The sequence below is a fragment of the Sulfurimonas autotrophica DSM 16294 genome, assembly GCF_000147355.1.
Lineage (GTDB): Bacteria > Campylobacterota > Campylobacteria > Campylobacterales > Sulfurimonadaceae > Sulfurimonas > Sulfurimonas autotrophica.
This window is the reverse complement of record NC_014506.1, coordinates 1,344,605-1,361,667: the sequence shown is the minus strand read 5'-3', so window position 1 is coordinate 1,361,667 and position 17,063 is coordinate 1,344,605. Positions and strand designations below refer to the sequence as shown.

Sequence of the window (17,063 nt, the reverse complement as noted above, 5' to 3'; positions counted from 1 at the left end):
AATGGCTAAGAAATTTATAGATGTAATGGATACAACTTTCAGGGATGGTTTTCAGTCAGTATTTGGTGGACGCGTATTGATGGAAGATTTTTTTCCAGCAGTTGAAGCCGCAAAAATGGCAGGTATTAACCACTTTGAATTTGGTGGTGGAGCAAGATTTCAATCTTTGTACTTTTATTTAAGAGAAGATGCATTTAAAATGATGGATAAATTCCGTAAGATTGTAGGACCAGACGCAAATTTACAGACACTCGCTCGTGGTGTAAATACTGTTATGCTTGATACCGGTTCAAAAGAACTTATAGATTTACATGCAAAAATGTTTAAAAAACACGGAACAACAACAATTCGTAATTTTGATGCGTTAAATGATATAGAAAATTTAAAATATTCTGCTGAGAGAATTACACATCATGGTCTTAAGCATGAAGCTGTTGTTACAATGATGGACTTACCACCGGGATGTCATGGTGCTCACAACGTTGAGTTTTATGAAAAAACACTTCGTAATATTATGGATAGCGGTCTTCCGTATGATAGTATCTGCTTTAAAGATGCAAGCGGTACCTCAAACCCTCAAAAAGTTTTTGAAACAATTAAAATGGCTAGAAAACTTTTAGGCGATGATACACATATTCGTTTACATACACATGAAACAGCAGGTGTTTCTGTCGCTGCTTATATGGCTGCGCTTGAAGCAGGTGTTGATGGTATTGATATGGCCGCTGCTCCTGTGAGCGGTGGAACATCTCAGCCTGATATTTTAACAATGTTACATGCAACAAAGGGAATGAATTATGACCTTGGTGGACTTGAACTTGGTAAAATTCTTACATATGAAAAAGAATTACAGTCATGTTTGAGTGACTATTTTATGCCGCCTGAAGCAACAATGGTTTCTCCGATCATTCCATTTTCTCCAATGCCGGGTGGTGCTTTAACTGCAAATTCTCAAATGATGAGAGACAATGGCATTATGGATAAATTTCCGGATGTAATTGCTGCAATGCAAGAAGTTGTGGAAAAAGGCGGTTATGGTACTTCTGTAACACCTGTTTCGCAGTTTTATTTTCAGCAGGCACTTAACAATGTAATGCAGGGACCATGGAAAGCAATCGCTCCGGGTTATGGAAAAATGGTACTTGGATATTTTGGAAAAACTCCGGTTGCACCGGATCCTGAAATAGTAAAAATTGCTTCTGAGCAATTAAAACTAGAGCCGACAACTGAAAAAGCACTTGATTTGGCTGATGCGGATCCTGCAAAATCTTTAGAGAGCTGGATTAACAGACTTAAAGATGAAGATATAGAAATTACGGAAGAAAATATTTTTATAGCTGCAGCATGTCAAGAAAAAGGTATCGCTTTCCTTAAAGGTGAAGGCGAATTAAACGTTCGTAAAATATCAGAGATGAAAAAAGATTGTGAAGGAAGTTCAATGGGTAATGGAAACTATACAGTAGTTGTAGATGGTCAAAAATTTAGTGTTCAAGTAGCAGAGGGTAATGCAGATATTCAAGTGACGGCAGTAAACGGTGAGAGTGCAGCTGCAGAAACTTCGGCAGCTCCTGTAGCATCAGGAAATGACACAGAAATTAAAGCATTGCTTCCGGGTAATGTTTGGAAAATTGTTGCTAATCCGGGTCAAAGTGTAAACGAAGGTGATGTTGTTATGATTCTTGAATCTATGAAAATGGAAATTGATGTAGTAGCACCTCGCGGCGGTGTAGTGAAGTCTATCAATGTAGCTACAAATGATAAAGTTGTAGAAGGTCAAGTCGTAGCAGTCTTAGGATAAATAAATGAAAAATATTGTAATTAAATTACTTGCATCTATGATGCTTTTCGCATTTGCCTTTTCGGCCAATGCTGTAGCTTCAGAGCACGAACAGGTTTCTACTAAGGCTTCGGCACACCAAGAAGAAACATATCAGTCTAAGCCTTTCAGTGAGATGATAACAGGATTTTTAAAGTCAACTGGTGTTGTCGCGCTTGTAAGCCCAAGAGCAGATGAGTTAAGTGCAACTGGAGAACAGATGAGTGATTTTCACAAAGGTCTTGGCCGTGTGATTATGATTTTAGTGACTTTTTTGCTCTTTTGGCTTGCGATTGCTAAAGGCTTTGAACCGCTCTTGTTGTTACCGATTGCCTTTGGCGGGTTGTTAGCTAATATTCCCATAGCAGATATAGCAGGACCTCACGGATTTTTAGGTGTTATTTATCAGGCAGGTCTTTCAAACGAACTTTTTCCTATTATAATATTTATGGGTGTCGGTGCGATGACTGACTTTGGTCCGCTTTTATCAAATCCTAAAACGGCACTGCTAGGCGGTGCTGCACAATTTGGTATTTTTGGTACTCTTGTAGGTGCCGTTGTTCTTGCACATTATGGTTTTGTTGACTTTACACTCAAACAAGCATCTGCGATTTCAATTATCGGTGGTGCGGATGGTCCGACATCAATTTTTATTGCAACAAAACTTTCTCCTGAGCTATTAGGGGCAATTGCTGTTGCTTCATATAGTTATATGGCAATGGTGCCAATTATTCAACCTCCGATTATGAAAGCATTGACGACTGAAAAAGAGAGAAAAATGAGAATGACTACACTGCGTCATGTTTCTCGTTTGGAAAAACTTGTTTTCCCTGTTTTAGTTTTAATGCTGGCAATTTTGGTGTTACCTGAATCTACACCGCTTATTGGTGCATTTATGTTCGGTAATTTCTTAAAGGAATCAGGTGTTGTTGAACGTTTAAATGATACATTGCAAAATGCACTTATTAACATTACAACAATTTTCTTAGGTCTTGGTGTCGGTTCTAAACTTGCAGCTGATCAATTTTTAGTGCCAGAGACTCTTTTTATTATGGTTCTTGGAATTATTGCATTCTCTGTAGGTACTGCAGCAGGTGTTTTAATGGCAAAACTTATGAACCTTTTCCCTGGTCATAAAATTAATCCGTTAATTGGTTCAGCTGGAGTTTCAGCAGTTCCAATGGCAGCACGTGTATCAAATAAGGTTGGTATGGAATATGACCGTACTAATATGCTTTTAATGCATGCTATGGGTCCTAATGTTGCGGGTGTGATAGGTTCCGCCGTAGCAGCTGGGGTTTTAATCTCACTGTATCAGTAAAATTTAAATAGCGGCGCAATTGCGTCGTTATCTCCTCGTCACGTACTTTATGTCCGCTTCCTCGTCAATGCCTAGCACTTACACCACTCTTTAAATTTATTCGTCGTATTCTATTTTAAAATTAATATTTTTTATTTGATTTTTTAAAGTTAAGCTTTGTCCATTACTGAAACAATCAACGGAATTACATTATGACTTTTTGTTTTATCTATAAAACCACTTGCTCCTAAGCCTTCAGCTTCTCTTTTATTGTTTTCACCTGTCATTGAACTGTTAACTATAATTGGGATATTGCTTGTTATAGGGATGGCTTTTAATTTTTGTATAACTGTAAATCCGGACATTTCAGGCATTTCAATATCTGTAATAATCGCCGGTATTTCACTTGCTTTTTCACCCAGTGCACTGATATAGTCTATAAGCTTTTTACCATTGTCAAAGAGTTTTATATTGATATTTGCTTTTTGAAAAAGTTGAATGAGATGTCTTTGAGCAGTTTTTGAGTCTTCTGCAATAAGAACGGTTCCGTATTTTAGTTTATCAGGTATAGTAATTTCTTTTAATAACTCCGTGTCCTTGTCAACATCAACAAGTGCTTGGGGCAGGACATCTGCGAGAAGTTTTTCATAATCTAAAATGAGGCATAAACTTCCATCTTCAAGTCTTGTGTCATTCATTACAACACCATCTTCTTTGAGTCTGTAGCTCTCCGGTGCATGCATTTCATTCCAGTTCTTTTTAATAACTCTATACGCTGACATAATTCTCAGACCTATGATAATACCGTTAAAGTCACAAATTAAGATATTTGAGTGATTGATTTCATCTTCGCTTAGTGTTACATCTAACCATGCTGGAAGATTCAAGATTGGTATTTGTAAATTACGTAAAATAATTGTACCTTCTAAAAGAGGATGGGCTGAAGGTATTTGAGTCAAAAAATGATTTTTTGACTCTACAACTTCTCTGGTCTTAAATACATTTATCGCATAGAATGCAGAATCATCTTTTTCACTAACTTTGAAAACTAATAATTGCAACTCATTATTTTTTGCCAGATTTGTAGCAGCATCAACATTATCTAATACAGACATAGAATACCCTTAATTTTAAATATCTCTTAATAGTATCAAAAATAAAATGAATTAGGCTTGAATGTTAATAATGAAATGCTAAAATAAGTATATATATCAGTTAGGAATTAAATTATGAAAATTATATTAGCTTTAGTGTTAACATATACATTTGCTTTTTCAAAAGTATATTATTCAAAAGTTGAGCCATATGAAATTAGAACAATAGCATCAAATGTATCTGGAATAGTGCTCTTTACAGATGATAATATGATTGGAAAAAAGCTTTCAGAGAAAGTGTTTATAAAAATTGATTCTGAACTTGATGAAGATGAACTCAATGCTGTTAACAAAAAACTTATTTATCAAAAAAATACTTTACTTCTAGATGAAAAAATATTAAAAAATTTAAAGCAGATGCTAAAGAGAAAAAAAGAAAACTATACAAAAATAAAAAATTTAAAAATTAAATCCCGTATAGAAAAAGACAAAGAATTTTATGATGTAGTAAGCAGTGAAAATTCACACCTTTCAACCCAAAAAGAGATAAATAATCTAAAAATAAATATTGCTGATTTAGAGTTAAGAAAGCAGCAGCTCATAAAAAATATAAACGATAAAAACATAAGTGCCCAAAATTTTGTATTGTATGATATAGCTGTCAAAGCAGGGCAAACTGTGAATCTTTCAACGCCTTTAGCAAAGGTGGCAGATGCTTCTAAAGCACTGCTTACAATCTATTTGGATGAAGATGATTTAGCAGGTTTAGAGAAAAAAATAATATTTATTGATGGTAAAAGAACAGATTATAAAATATCGAGAATTTCTTATATAGCTGATGAAAAAAACATATCAAAATATAAGGCACAGATTATAATTAAGAGTCCAAAAGTATTTTCAAAATTAGAAAAAATTGAATTACAAGAGAGAAAGTAATGAAAAAAAGTAGTATAACAGCATGTCCGCTTGACTGCTATGATGCATGTGGTATAATTTATGATGAAAATAGATTAAAACCTTTTAAAAATGGACACACTAACGGTTTTTTATGTTCTCATTTAAACCATTACGACAAATTTGAAAGAATAATCAAGCCAAGATATAAAGGTCAAGAAATCACAATGAAAGAGGCACTTCTAAAACTGAAAGAGCTTTTTAAATCTGAACTTAAAAGTGATATCTTGCATTATCGCGGAAGTGGTAATTTTGCCTTAATGCAGGAAGTGACTGACCATTTCTTTGCAAATCTCGGTGCAACGCTTACGAACGGAACTTTATGTGACGGTGCGGGAGAAGCAGGAATTATAGAAGGCAGAGGCAGCAATAAAAATATGTCTTTGAGTGAGATTGAGAAATCTGATGTTATTATTTTTTGGGGAAGAAATCCACATACGACATCTTCGCATCTTTTACCACTTATAAAAGATAAAACCATTATAGTAATTGATCCTGTTAAAACTAAAATAGCTCAAATGGCTGATTTACATGTACAGATTAAGCCCCATACTGATATTTATCTTGCGCTTCTTTTGTCAAGATTTGTTCATATTAATGACAGTTTGAATGAAGAGTTCGTTGAAAAATATGCAAGTGAGTTTGAAGAATATTATGAACTGACACAGAGTGTCCGTATTAAGACTACGCTTGAAAATATAGGTGTGACTTTAGGTAACATAGGTGATATACTAGAATATACCATTGATAAAAAAGTGGCCATAGTTTGTGGCGTTGGTATTCAAAAATATAGAGACGGTGCTGATGTAATGCGCAGTATTGATGCTTTTGCCGTTTCTCTGGGCTTTTTTGGCAAAGAAGGATGTGGAGTTGCTTATCTTGGAAATTCCAAAGAGGCAATTGAATCACCTTTTGAGATAAAAGCCAAACGAGTTTCTAAAGTAAATACCAATTTTGATGAGTTTGATACTGTTTTTATTCAGGGTTCTAATCCTCTTGCACAAATGCCTGACAGCTTGAGAGTCAAAAACGCACTGGAAAAAACGCCGAATGTAGTTTATTTCGGTTTATATGAGAATGAAACAAGTGCAATGGCAGACTTGGTTATTCCTGCAAAAACTTTCTTGGAAAAGGAAGATATAAGAACTTCATATTCTCATAACGGATTAATGGTTATGAATAAACAAATCGAGAGTGATATCGGCATCAGCGAGTATGATTTGGCCGCTTATTTATGTAAAGAATTTAACATAGAACTTAAATCAGAACAAGAATATTTACAGTATTTTAAAAATTTTGGTATTAAAAAAATAAACGGATGCTTTGAAGTTGAAAACAGAGAAGCAATTCCGTACAAAGACGGTTTTGACACAAGTGATTCAGAATTTGTTTTTCTTGAGGAGTTTGAAACACAGCAGAGTGAAGGTGAAGATGAATTTAATCTTATAACACCTAAAAGTCATACAAGTTTGAATTCACAGTTTAAGCGAGACACATATGTCTATATAAACCCCTCTCATGGGTATAATGACACACAACAGCTGGAACTCACTTCAGAAAACGGTAGTGTCGTTTTAGAAGTAAAAAATGATAATCGACTGCGTGATGATACACTTTTAATATACAGCGGAACGCCCGGTGTGAATAATTTGACATCATCAAAACATTCTTATGAAGGTAAAAGTGCTGTTTTTCAAGAAAATAAAGTTAAAATTACTAAAAAGTAAAGAGAGAATATAAAAAATGAACATTAAAGAAATAGATAACCAATATGTTTTACCTACATATGCAAGGGCTGACGTTGAATTTGTAAGTGGTAAAAATGCCACACTCTTTGATAGTGAGGGAAAAAAATATATAGATTTTACGTCAGGAATCGGTGTGGTCTCTGTCGGTCATGCCAATGAAAGAGTGGCCAAAGCATTATGTGAGCAGGTTGCAAGTCTCACACATACATCAAACCTTTATTATATTGCTCCGCAGGCACTTGCTGCACAAAAAGTTGTAGAGGCAAGCGGCTATGATATGCAGTGTTTTTTTGGAAACAGCGGTGCTGAAGCAAATGAAGGGGCTATAAAAATTGCAAGAAAACATGGTGAACGTGACGGGGAGATAAAAAGATACAAAATTATTACATTGAATCATTCATTTCACGGACGTACTATTACAACGGTTAAAGCAACCGGTCAGGAGTCTATGCATAATTATTTCGGACCGTTTCCTGATGGCTTTGTATATGCTGAAGATATAGATGAAATAGAATCACTGTTAGATGATCATACAGCAGGTGTGATGATCGAATTAATTCAGGGTGAGGGCGGAGTAGAACCTCAAAATAAAGAAAAAGTACAACAAGTGGCAAAATTGTTAAAAGAACGTGAAATTCCTCTTATTGTTGATGAAGTACAAACCGGAGCTTATAGAATCGGTGAATTTACGGCGAGTCAAGCTTATGAGATAGAACCTGAAATTATTACACTGGCAAAAGGTGTCGGCGGTGGTGTTCCTGTCGGAATTGTAATGACAACACTCAAACATGTTTTACAAGCAGGAGATCATGGTTCAACTTTCGGCGGTAACTATTTAAGCAGCCATGCAGTTTGTGAAGTTGTAGATATTCTTAATGAAAAAAAACAAAGCGGTGATTTAGAAATAACTTCTTTAATGTTTAACCAGGCATTGGAAAAATTTTATGAGGCATATCAAGACACATTCACACAAAAAGTCGGCATAGGAATGATGTGTGGACTTCGTGTTAAAGACGGCGATACTCTAACAAATATTATAAATCTTGCAAGACAGAATGGTGTAATGGTCCTTAAAGCCGGAAGAAATACGCTCAGATTTTTACCGCCGCTTACAATAACAAAAGAGGAAATTGATGAAGGCTTTAGCGCTCTTAACTCTGCTATGTCTCAGCTTTAGCAGCACTCTTTTTGCAGATGAGCATAACAGCACTTTAGGGAAGTTTATATCTTCTTATAAGCAGCTGCAGTTTCAATATGACTATGAAAAAAATGATGCCCAGAGTTCTAAACTGCGTGATTCATGGATAGCACCTATTCAAATTAATTACAGTTATTCCAAAAGTAATCCGTATAATACGAAGCAGTCAAATCAAAGTGCAGCAATACGTATAAATCAGCCTATTTTTCAAAGTGGAGGTATTTACTACGGCATCAAATTTGCCAATGCAAGTAAATACTATACAAATTATTCCATAGATGTAGCAAAACGTAAAATGATTAAAGATACAATTGCTACTTTAATGCAGATAAAACAGACACAGCTTAAAGAAGAGAAGCAAGAATTACAAATTAAAAACGCCCAAATAAATTTAGAACAAAAAAAAGAGGAGTATTTCAGCGGGCAGCTTGACTCCGGTTTTTTAGATGATGCAATTATACAAAAAAATGTAGCTGTATCTGCTTTATATGATATTCAAACGGCTAAAGAGAAATTAATCAGTTCGTTTCATGCTTTAAGTGATTTGGATTATAAAAAAGTAAATATTCCTCATTTGGACTATTTAAATAATGAAGAGTTTTTAAAGCATAATATAGTGTTACAAATGAATAAAGCTCAAATAGAGAAAAACAGATACAATAAAGATGTAACTATTGCAAAATACCTTCCAAGAGTAAACCTCACAGCAGGATATAATTGGAAACTGACGACAAATCAAGCTTTTCAAGTTGGTTCGACGGTTGTAAGTAATTCAAATGAATTGGATTATTATGATTATGGAGTTTCTGCTTCAATTCCGCTTGATATTAATACATTCAGGGATATTGAATCTGCAAAAGTAGATTATTTAAAAGCGAAAGTTGTGCAAAAAGACAAGCAAAGAGAATTAAATTCTTTGTATGAACAGGTCATGCACAATATTGAAAATTTTAATAAAAAAATATCTTTGAGTAATGAAAATATTGCGTTGTATGCCAAGCTTTTAAACGATACAAAAGAACTTTTTAAGGCAGGATATAAGACAGAGTATGATGTCAAAACACTTGAAAACTCTCTGCAGATACAAAATATAGATACAAAAATATATGAAATAGACAAACAGTTAGAACTTTTAAATCTCTATGAGATGTATGTTAACGGAGAATAAATGAAATTTAGTGAATATATGACAGAGTGGCTTTATGGCGAAGATGGTTACTATGCAACATATAAAAATATAGGAAAAAGCGGTGATTTTTACACGGCAGTAAGTACAAGCAAATTTTTTGGCGGTACGATTGCCAAGCATATTATTTCGCTTGTGGATGAAGGGTTTTTGCAAAAAGATGCAGTGATTTGTGAAATAGGTGCGCATCATGGGTATTTTTTGGCGGATGTGTGCGAGTTTATTTATACACTGAGACCGGAACTTTTGTCTACATTTCAGTTTGTAATTATAGAGAGATTTGATGATTTGCAAAAATATCAAAGAGAGTATTTTGGCGAGAGTTTTGGTGATGCTGTTGCATTGACACATTACAAATCTTTAAATGAGCTGCAATGTGAAAATGCTTTTTTTATAGCAAATGAAATATTTGATGCATTTCCTTGTGAACTTTACTTTAAAGGTGAGAGTGCAAGAGTTGAAAATCATGAAGTACTGTTTGATGTAAAAGATGACTGGGTGCAAATAAAGGCAAAAAAATATCATAAAGACAGAGGCGAAATAGCCGTAGGATATGAAGAATTTGCAAAAGAGATGGCTAATGCTGCTAAAAAATTTGAATTTATAAGTTTTGATTACGGTGAGATGCAGGCTCGTCCTGATTTTTCTCTCAGAATTTATACAAAGCATGAAGTCCATCCATTTTTTGAAGAGGGTTTAAACAGAGCAGAACTTTTTGGTAAAAGTGATATAACCTATGATGTCACCTTTTTACATGTAAAGGATGCTTATGAAGAGGCAGGTGTGGAATTTGTAGAGTTTAAAGCACAAATGGTTGCACTTGTAGATATGGGGATTTTAGAGCTTTTAGAGATGTTAAAAGCCAATGCTGATGAAAAAATATATAAACAGGAACTTGAAAAAGCAAAAATGCTGATAATGCCAAATTTTTTAGGAGAAAGATTTAAAATGATAAAATTTAGAAAGGGTGCCTAAAGAGCCCCTATCATTTTAAGTAATTCCTCAGGTCTATTGGAGTTTTTTATAGCATTTTCTTTTGAAATAACTTTTTTCTGAAGCAGTTCTATAAGCTGTTGTGTTTGCGTTGTCATATTCGTTTCTTGTTGATTCAGCTGCATTTGTGAATAAATTTGATGGACTTTGTCTTCTCTAATCTGATTTTGCACAGCCGGATTTGTAATGAGAATTTCTTGAGTAGCAACTTTACCGCTTCCCACTCTTGGAATAAGTGTTTGGGAAACTACAGCTACTAATGAAGAGGCCAACTGTGCTCTAACTTGAGCTTGTTCTTCGCCGTCAAATACATCAATAATACGGTTAATAGTTCCAGGTGCAGAGTTTGTATGCAGGGTTCCAAAAACCAAGTGACCTGTTTCGGCTGCTGTTAATGCGGCACCAATGGTTTCAGCATCACGCATCTCCCCGATGAGAATGATGTCGGGATCTTGACGAAGTGAATATTTGAGTGCTGTGGCAAATGATTCTGTATTACTTCCTACATCACGTTGAGAGAAGAGAGATTTTATATTTTTATGAACGAACTCCACCGGATCTTCAATCGTGATAATATGGCGGCGTTCTGTCATATTTATTTCATGAAGCATTGATGCAAGTGTTGTTGATTTACCGGAACCCGTAGGGCCGGTCACTAAAATAAGCCCTTTTTCCTTTTTTACAAGCTCTTTAAAAATCGGAGGATTACCATATTCGTCAAGTGTTGGAATCTCAATAGGAATCATACGAAAAGCACAGGCAATTCCGTGAATAGTTCTATAAAAGTTTGCACGAAAACGGCCAATATCTTTAAGTTCAAATGAGAAATCTAACTCGTTGTGTTCTTCAAACACTTTCTTTTGCTTGTCCTCGATCAAAGAATATGCCATCTCTTCAACATCATTAGCAGTTAATACAGGAAGGTTCAAAGCACGCAACTCTTTGTCTATTCTAATCTGCGGTTCACTACCGACAACCAGGTGTAAATCAGAAGACTTAAATGCCAAAACACTTTTTAACAGTTTTTTTATATCCATTTTTTGAGACGAACTCTGTGCTGCTACTTCTTCACTCATGAGAAACTCCTTTGATATTGTTCTTCATTAAATCCTACAATGACATTATCATTATACTCAATTACGGGGCGTTTTATGAGTAGATTTTCTTTACAGAGCCACTCTTGCTGCTGGACTTCATTAAGGTTTAATTCTTTTAGTTTTAGATTTCTATAGGTAGTGCTTCTGGCGTTAAAGAGAGGTTTTATACTGACCTTTGAAACCCAGTCTTGTATTTTTTCACAAGGAAGTTCTTGTGTTTTAAAGTCGAAAAGTTCATATTCTACATTATGTTTTTTAAAAAATGAGAGTGCCTTTTTGACACTGTCGCAATTTTTAATGCCATAAACTTTTATCATGATATTACTCTATGATTTTTGGAACAATAAAAAAGTTGTCTGCACTGTTTGGAGCATGTATTAAAATTTCTTCACTAATGGATGAGTCGCAGTGAGGAGTATCTTCTCTTAGCGGGGTTGCTTTGTCGTTCATAGCAAAAGTATCATCTACCCCTTCTGTATTTAGCTCACTTAAATTGTCTACAAAACTTACGATTTCTGAGAGTTGTGATACAATTTCTTTACGTTTATCATCACTTACATGTAAAAAAGATAATTTTTCCAATCTTGTTAATAGTGCATCATCTACTTGCATTTTTTATCCTGTAAATATTTTATTTTTTAAATTTTATCATAGAAAACTTAGGTTTACTCAGGTATTTGATAAAACTTTAACTTATTTGTGGGTAACATTATAAACTTTTAGAAAATACAAGGAATAATTTTTGAGCTTAAAAGACAATATTGAAATGGTTAAAGATGAATTGACTTCAGAAGAGAAGTTTTTTGAGAAAGCAGTAGTTACAGAGAAGTTTGTAAAAAAATATAAAAATGTCATGATTGGTTCAGTTGTCGCAATTACACTGTTTGTTGTAGGTAATATTACTTATAATATCAATAAAGAGCATACGCTTGAAGCTGCAAATGAAGCACTTTTGAAATTGGAAGCAAATCCGAAAGATGAAGCAACATTGGCTACGTTGGCCTCATTAAGTCCTGCTTTGCATGATGTATGGATGTATTCTCAGGCAGTTGTAGCCAAAAATGTAAAAGAGTTAGAAAAACTTCAAAGTTCAAAAGCTTTATTAATAGATGATTTATCCACATATGAAGCTGCACAAAACTTGCAAGATTTAAATAAACTTGAAAATTACAGCGAGAAACAAAATGCAATCTACAGAGATTTGGCACAGGTTCAGGCCGCAATTATTTTAATGAAAGAAAAAAAACTGGATGAGGCACACTCTAAATTAAGCATGATTAGTACTAGTTCTCCATTGGCACAGGTTTCTCGTGCTTTAATGCATTATGGAGTAAAGTAAATTTTGAAAACATATATATTTCTTGCATCAGCCATTATTTTATTGTTCAGTGCTTGTAGTACAAAAGAAGTTTTTGAACCGAAAAAAGTTGCTAACGACTGGGAAAAGTACGCTGATATTGAAGATGATATAGTTGATATAGCATCTAATGCAGCACTTTTGGGTAATGGTAAAATTCTAGGCAGAGACGGCAATGTAAGTATACAAATAGACAGTGAATATCAAAGAGTACTTGGCGAAAGTGACGGCTGGGTTTTGTCTGCTACTATTGATGGAAATTTAACTGTTACATCACAAAAAACACCTAAACTTGCAAAACATTTTGAGTTGAAAAGAACAATAGCAACTGCAGGTGTAAAAGATAATATTTTAGCAGTTTTATTTGCCAATAATGAAATAGCCTTATATGATATGGATTCAAAAGAATTATTGTTTAAAGAGCAGGGCGGTAAGGCACTTGCAAATGACATTAGAATAGTACAGCCCTATTTTATGAATGATTTAGTAATCTTTTCAACTCTGGATGGCAAAATTGTTATTGTTAATTCTAAATTGAAAAAAAGACTCAGAACCGTCATAGTTTCATCTGATGATTATTTTAATAATATTATATACTTTAGTATTTTTGGCGATAAAATTATTGCTTCAAGTGATTCAAAAATTTTGGCACTTTCACAAAAAGAGGTGCGTGCCAAGTTTGAAGTACGAAATATAGTCCATGATGATAAAAATATATTTATAACAACAAAACAAGGTGAAATTATTTCTTTGACACCTTCTTTACAGGTTGACTCCAAGGTAAAATTTCCTTTCGCACACTTTTTAGGCATGATTAGTGACGGAGACAATTTATATGTTCTGGAAAAAGAAGGGTATATGATAGTTGTAAATAAGAAAACTTTTGACTATACTATACATGAAGTAGATTTGAATGACGGACTTGTTTTTGTCGGAGATAAAGCTTTTTATGTTGATAATGAGAAAATTCTTATAAAATAGATGTCTAATGAATTAGAAGCCTTTTTAGAGTATATTACTGTAACAAGAGCTTTGAGTAAAAAAAGTGTAGAGGCCTATAAAAGTGACCTCTGCGCAATTGAAAAAAAACTCTCTAAACCGCTCATCTGTCTTGATACACAAAAACTTATGAGTGTTTTGTTTTCATATAAAAATAAACGTACACTCAACAGAAAACTTTCCTCTGTCAATGCTTTTTTTGAATTTTGTTATAAGCAGCATTTTAGCAGTCAAAAGACAAAACTGAAATTTGCAAAAATCCCTAAACTTCTTCCGAAATTTTTGTCTTATGAAGATATACTGAGTGGTCTGGATTTGATAGACAGAACAAACTGGATAGGCAAACGCGACTATGCACTTATACTTTTTTTATATGCGAGCGGTACGCGAATAAGTGAATGTTTAGAACTTATGCTAGGTGATATAGAAGAGGGATGGTTACATGTAAGGCATGCAAAGGGAGAAAAAGAGAGAATAGTGCCTTTGGCAAAAGTCGCAAAAAAAGCAGTAGATGAATATATGTTTGCAAGTGCTATAAATAAAGAATATGTTTGGTGTAACTATCAAGGAGGCAAACTCAGCCGGATATCTGCATACAAAATAACACAAAAGTATCTTGGTGTTTCTCCTCATGTATTGCGTCACTCTTATGCGACTTCACTGATTCGAGGCGGAGCTGATTTACGGGTAGTACAGGAACTTTTAGGACATGCTTCATTGCTGACAACCCAAATATATACCCATATTCAAAAACAGGATTTAAAAGATACTGTAGAAGTTTGCCACCCTATGGCTAAGGAGAAGATATGAATAAAATAAACAATAAAATATTTTCATATCCTTTTTTGGACTCGCTCTTTTTTATGCAAAATGAATGGCACCAACATGGCGTAATAGTGCATACACTCCGTGTAACTTACTATGCACTCAAAGCAGGGGATTTTAAGTTTTTTGCTGCAGGGCTTTTACATGATGTTGGAAAGCCTTTTACTGCTTTTAAAAAAGATGAAGAAGATTATGAATTTAATGAGTGGAGTTTTACGGATCATGAAGAGCGAAGTTATCAAATAATAAAAAGCTGGCCTTTTATCAGTGAATACACTAAAAAGATTGTACGGTATCATTACCTCATTCGAGATATAAAAAAATCAAAAAAAGAAGATCCAAAAAGATATGCTCAAAAAAAAATGATTTGGGATGCTTTAGACGAAGATTTACAAGAAGATTTACGAAGATTTTTGCATTATGATGATTTGGGTAAAGGTAAAAAAAGAAGAAATTAATATGACTGTAACAATTAAGTTATATAATGCTGTTTGAATAGACTTCTTGCAAAAAGTCTAATAAATAAGGTTCGAAAAATATGAAAAAAATTATGCCAATTGTGCTTATCGGAGTTATCATTGTTGTTATAGTTGCACTTTTTTTGTCTTTGGCAAAAACGCAGAACATGGTCGTTATTAAAGAGGGAAACCTCAAACAACTGCCTTTGAAGATGGAACTGCATAAGTTTCAAGATAGTGATTGTGGTATGGTTATAGATGATTTAACTTATGCTTCACAAGTTGTTGCGCCTGATGGAAAAACATGGTTTTTTCATGACCATGGAGACTTTGTGCACTGGCTTAGCGATAAAAAGTTTAAAGACAGTGCAGTGATATGGGTCATGAGCCGAGATACCCACAGGTGGATAGATGGAAGAAAAGCCTACTACACATTAAATGAAATTACACCGATGGGCTATGGTTTTGGTGCGTATGAACATAAAAAAGAGGGTGCAGTTGACTTTGATACTATGCGCCTCAAAATGCTTCGAGGTGAAACTATGCAAGACCCAAAAATAAGAAAACAGCTAATAGGAAAGTAATGGACAGTGTAAATTTATTAACAATTGTTACTATCGCTTTTTTAGGTTCTTTTGGACATTGCATTGGCATGTGCGGTGGCATTGTTCTGGCATATTCAACTATTAAAATTGAGCCTGCAAGTTCCAAGATTTCTAAAACTGTAGCACATTTACTTTATAACTTCGGTCGAGTTTTGACATATACAATTTTGGGAGCTCTTTTTGGTGCAATCGGCGGTGTTGCCACATTTAGCAATACTGCAAATGGTACGTTGCTAATCATCGCTGGAATTGCCATGATTTTAGCCGGTTTATCACTAATGGGAAAAATAAAATTTTTAACACTGATAGAACATTCGATATCTTCATCAAATTTTTATAAAAAATCTTTTCAGGCAATTTTACATTCAAAATCAAATGCAAGTTTTTTCATTCTTGGAATGCTAAACGGTTTGCTTCCTTGCGGTTTTGTCTACTTTTTTGCTATTACTGCAGCAAGTACGGCAAGTCCCCTTTATGGTGCTTTGGTGATGTTTATATTTGGTGTCAGCACCATTCCGGCAATGTTTTCTTTAGGGTTTTTATCATCTCTTGCATCGGCGACAAGTTTTAGAAATATGATGATGAGCCTCTCCTCTGTGGCTGTAATACTTTATGGTGCGTTTACGATTTACAACGGTTATGATTACCTGACAAACCCTCTGCGAACACTTCTGCAGTGTCATTAGAGGTTTGTGCTAAAAAGTTTTGGATGACTTTTTTCGAGCTTGTTTAATTCTCGCTCGAATTTTTCATTTATACCCTCCTTTTTTCTTTTAATCTCTTGTAGAAACTTAATGCGTCGTTCAATAAAATAAAAATATAAAAGCCCACTGATAGCTGCGGCATATAAGCACCATAAGGAGGTGAATCCATACGGTCGAAGCAGAAAAATAATGGTAAGTCCAATGAGGTTTAAAAACCCGAAAAGCTGGATGGAAATACTACTGCTGAGCATTAAAGAACCGCAGGTCGTCAGTACATAAATACTTGCATCATAAAAGTTTTCTGTCCATGGATTTCTGTAATAAAGTGTGTTGTTTACAACACTGACATTCGTAGGAACTGTTGTGAGTCCGTACATTGTATATATTGCAAGTCCAAATCCAAAAATTGTTAATATCCCTACAAGTTTTCTTTTATAACTGTCTTTTTCTATAAGCCAAATAGCTAAGGGGACTAAAAACGGCAGTAATCCTTGTGCATAGTAGACAAAAATACCTGCGGCAATTTCTAAAGCACGTGTGTTAATATATTCATTCATACCAAGCCAGACAAAACCTTCATCAAATTGATGCAGTGCAAAGAGCAAGGGTAAAAGGGCAAAAAGAACTTCTTTGGGTGTGCTTACTTTATTTAAAGTAAGTATGCCCACAAGTCCGATAGCTCCTGAAAGCGTAAAGTTTAAAACTGCGAAATATATATCCATGTATACT

At 34.4% G+C, this 17,063-nt stretch carries 18 protein-coding genes; 13 read left to right on the top strand and 5 right to left on the bottom strand.

The window, feature by feature from the left end; all coding sequences use genetic code 11:
* Position 1: 1 nt before the first annotated feature.
* Complete coding sequence (locus SAUT_RS06955) at positions 2–1,798, top strand: biotin/lipoyl-containing protein (protein WP_013327175.1); 1,797 nt, start codon at positions 2–4, stop codon at positions 1,796–1,798.
* Between the two features lie 4 nt (positions 1,799–1,802).
* Positions 1,803–3,137, top strand: coding sequence for a sodium ion-translocating decarboxylase subunit beta (locus SAUT_RS06950; protein ID WP_013327174.1), 1,335 nt, complete (start codon positions 1,803–1,805; stop codon positions 3,135–3,137).
* A gap of 149 nt (positions 3,138–3,286) precedes the next feature.
* Here SAUT_RS06950 and SAUT_RS06945 read toward each other — a convergent pair whose 3' ends face one another.
* A complete protein-coding gene (locus SAUT_RS06945) occupies positions 3,287–4,231 on the bottom strand; it encodes a chemotaxis protein (RefSeq protein ID WP_013327173.1) in 945 nt (314 codons plus the stop codon).
* A 114-nt stretch (positions 4,232–4,345) separates the two neighbouring features.
* On the opposite strand from SAUT_RS06945, the gene SAUT_RS06940 reads away from it, so the two are divergent.
* From SAUT_RS06940 to SAUT_RS06920, 5 genes are read left to right on the top strand one after another with little or no spacing between them, the layout of a single operon-like run.
* Positions 4,346–5,146, top strand: coding sequence for an efflux RND transporter periplasmic adaptor subunit (locus SAUT_RS06940; RefSeq protein ID WP_013327172.1), 801 nt, complete (start codon positions 4,346–4,348; stop codon positions 5,144–5,146).
* Positions 5,146–6,891, top strand: a complete 1,746-nt coding sequence (locus SAUT_RS06935; RefSeq protein ID WP_013327171.1) for a molybdopterin-dependent oxidoreductase — start codon at positions 5,146–5,148, stop codon at positions 6,889–6,891. The genes SAUT_RS06940 and SAUT_RS06935 overlap by 1 nt, the downstream gene beginning before the upstream one ends.
* Before the next feature lie 16 nt (positions 6,892–6,907).
* Entirely contained in the window at positions 6,908–8,089 is a 1,182-nt protein-coding gene (locus SAUT_RS06930) for an acetylornithine transaminase (protein WP_013327170.1), read from the top strand.
* Positions 8,046–9,278, top strand: a complete 1,233-nt coding sequence (locus tag SAUT_RS06925; protein WP_013327169.1) for a TolC family protein — start codon at positions 8,046–8,048, stop codon at positions 9,276–9,278. Before SAUT_RS06930 ends, SAUT_RS06925 begins: the two co-directional genes overlap by 44 nt.
* On the top strand, positions 9,279–10,271 hold the full coding sequence (locus tag SAUT_RS06920) for an SAM-dependent methyltransferase (protein WP_013327168.1): 993 nt from the start codon (positions 9,279–9,281) through the stop codon (positions 10,269–10,271).
* Here the strand turns inward: SAUT_RS06920 and SAUT_RS06915 are convergent.
* From SAUT_RS06915 to gatC, 3 genes are read right to left on the bottom strand one after another with little or no spacing between them, the layout of a single operon-like run.
* Positions 10,268–11,365: a type IV pilus twitching motility protein PilT gene (locus tag SAUT_RS06915; protein WP_013327167.1), complete on the bottom strand. Its 1,098-nt coding sequence runs from the start codon at positions 11,363–11,365 to the stop codon at positions 10,268–10,270. The two genes, SAUT_RS06920 and SAUT_RS06915, sit on opposite strands and share 4 nt — an antisense overlap.
* The gene (locus SAUT_RS06910; RefSeq protein WP_013327166.1) at positions 11,362–11,703 is read right to left on the bottom strand and encodes an arsenate reductase family protein; all 342 of its coding nucleotides are present in this window, start codon (positions 11,701–11,703) and stop codon (positions 11,362–11,364) included. The genes SAUT_RS06915 and SAUT_RS06910 overlap by 4 nt, the downstream gene beginning before the upstream one ends.
* Before the next feature lie 4 nt (positions 11,704–11,707).
* Entirely contained in the window at positions 11,708–11,998 is a 291-nt protein-coding gene (gatC, locus tag SAUT_RS06905) for an Asp-tRNA(Asn)/Glu-tRNA(Gln) amidotransferase subunit GatC (protein WP_013327165.1), read from the bottom strand.
* 130 nt (positions 11,999–12,128) lie between these two features.
* On the opposite strand from gatC, the gene SAUT_RS06900 reads away from it, so the two are divergent.
* The 6 genes from SAUT_RS06900 to SAUT_RS06875 all read left to right on the top strand — a co-directional run bounded on the left by SAUT_RS06900 (position 12,129) and on the right by SAUT_RS06875 (position 16,316).
* On the top strand, positions 12,129–12,725 hold the full coding sequence (locus SAUT_RS06900) for a hypothetical protein (RefSeq protein WP_013327164.1): 597 nt from the start codon (positions 12,129–12,131) through the stop codon (positions 12,723–12,725).
* A gap of 3 nt (positions 12,726–12,728) precedes the next feature.
* Complete coding sequence (locus tag SAUT_RS06895; RefSeq protein WP_013327163.1) at positions 12,729–13,724, top strand: PQQ-binding-like beta-propeller repeat protein; 996 nt, start codon at positions 12,729–12,731, stop codon at positions 13,722–13,724.
* Entirely contained in the window at positions 13,725–14,552 is an 828-nt protein-coding gene (locus tag SAUT_RS06890; RefSeq protein WP_013327162.1) for a tyrosine-type recombinase/integrase, read from the top strand.
* Positions 14,549–15,025 carry an HD domain-containing protein gene (locus SAUT_RS06885; protein ID WP_013327161.1) on the top strand — a complete coding sequence of 159 codons (477 nt, stop codon included), beginning with the start codon at positions 14,549–14,551 and terminating at the stop codon, positions 15,023–15,025. Before SAUT_RS06890 ends, SAUT_RS06885 begins: the two co-directional genes overlap by 4 nt.
* Before the next feature lie 80 nt (positions 15,026–15,105).
* Positions 15,106–15,609 (top strand): hypothetical protein, encoded by a 504-nt coding sequence (locus SAUT_RS06880; protein WP_013327160.1) that lies wholly within the window; start codon positions 15,106–15,108, stop codon positions 15,607–15,609.
* Positions 15,609–16,316 (top strand): sulfite exporter TauE/SafE family protein, encoded by a 708-nt coding sequence (locus tag SAUT_RS06875; protein ID WP_013327159.1) that lies wholly within the window; start codon positions 15,609–15,611, stop codon positions 16,314–16,316. Before SAUT_RS06880 ends, SAUT_RS06875 begins: the two co-directional genes overlap by 1 nt.
* On the opposite strand, the gene SAUT_RS06870 is transcribed toward SAUT_RS06875, so the two are convergent.
* The gene (locus tag SAUT_RS06870; protein ID WP_013327158.1) at positions 16,313–17,056 is read right to left on the bottom strand and encodes a DUF6629 family protein; all 744 of its coding nucleotides are present in this window, start codon (positions 17,054–17,056) and stop codon (positions 16,313–16,315) included. The two genes, SAUT_RS06875 and SAUT_RS06870, sit on opposite strands and share 4 nt — an antisense overlap.
* Positions 17,057–17,063: the final 7 nt, after the last annotated feature.

Bases quoted from the DNA above. Each gene is read 5' to 3' on its own strand.
- SAUT_RS06955 (WP_013327175.1), top strand. From the start codon at position 2: ATGGCTAAGAAATTTATAGATGTAATGGATACAACTTTCAGGGATGGT.
- SAUT_RS06950 (WP_013327174.1), top strand. From the start codon at position 1,803: ATGAAAAATATTGTAATTAAATTACTTGCATCTATGATGCTTTTCGCA.
- SAUT_RS06945 (WP_013327173.1), bottom strand. From the start codon at position 4,231: ATGTCTGTATTAGATAATGTTGATGCTGCTACAAATCTGGCAAAAAAT.
- SAUT_RS06940 (WP_013327172.1), top strand. From the start codon at position 4,346: ATGAAAATTATATTAGCTTTAGTGTTAACATATACATTTGCTTTTTCA.
- SAUT_RS06935 (WP_013327171.1), top strand. From the start codon at position 5,146: ATGAAAAAAAGTAGTATAACAGCATGTCCGCTTGACTGCTATGATGCA.
- SAUT_RS06930 (WP_013327170.1), top strand. From the start codon at position 6,908: ATGAACATTAAAGAAATAGATAACCAATATGTTTTACCTACATATGCA.
- SAUT_RS06925 (WP_013327169.1), top strand. From the start codon at position 8,046: ATGAAGGCTTTAGCGCTCTTAACTCTGCTATGTCTCAGCTTTAGCAGC.
- SAUT_RS06920 (WP_013327168.1), top strand. From the start codon at position 9,279: ATGAAATTTAGTGAATATATGACAGAGTGGCTTTATGGCGAAGATGGT.
- SAUT_RS06915 (WP_013327167.1), bottom strand. From the start codon at position 11,365: ATGAGTGAAGAAGTAGCAGCACAGAGTTCGTCTCAAAAAATGGATATA.
- SAUT_RS06910 (WP_013327166.1), bottom strand. From the start codon at position 11,703: ATGATAAAAGTTTATGGCATTAAAAATTGCGACAGTGTCAAAAAGGCA.
- gatC (WP_013327165.1), bottom strand. From the start codon at position 11,998: ATGCAAGTAGATGATGCACTATTAACAAGATTGGAAAAATTATCTTTT.
- SAUT_RS06890 (WP_013327162.1), top strand. From the start codon at position 13,725: ATGTCTAATGAATTAGAAGCCTTTTTAGAGTATATTACTGTAACAAGA.
- SAUT_RS06885 (WP_013327161.1), top strand. From the start codon at position 14,549: ATGAATAAAATAAACAATAAAATATTTTCATATCCTTTTTTGGACTCG.
- SAUT_RS06880 (WP_013327160.1), top strand. From the start codon at position 15,106: ATGAAAAAAATTATGCCAATTGTGCTTATCGGAGTTATCATTGTTGTT.
- SAUT_RS06875 (WP_013327159.1), top strand. From the start codon at position 15,609: ATGGACAGTGTAAATTTATTAACAATTGTTACTATCGCTTTTTTAGGT.
- SAUT_RS06870 (WP_013327158.1), bottom strand. From the start codon at position 17,056: ATGGATATATATTTCGCAGTTTTAAACTTTACGCTTTCAGGAGCTATC.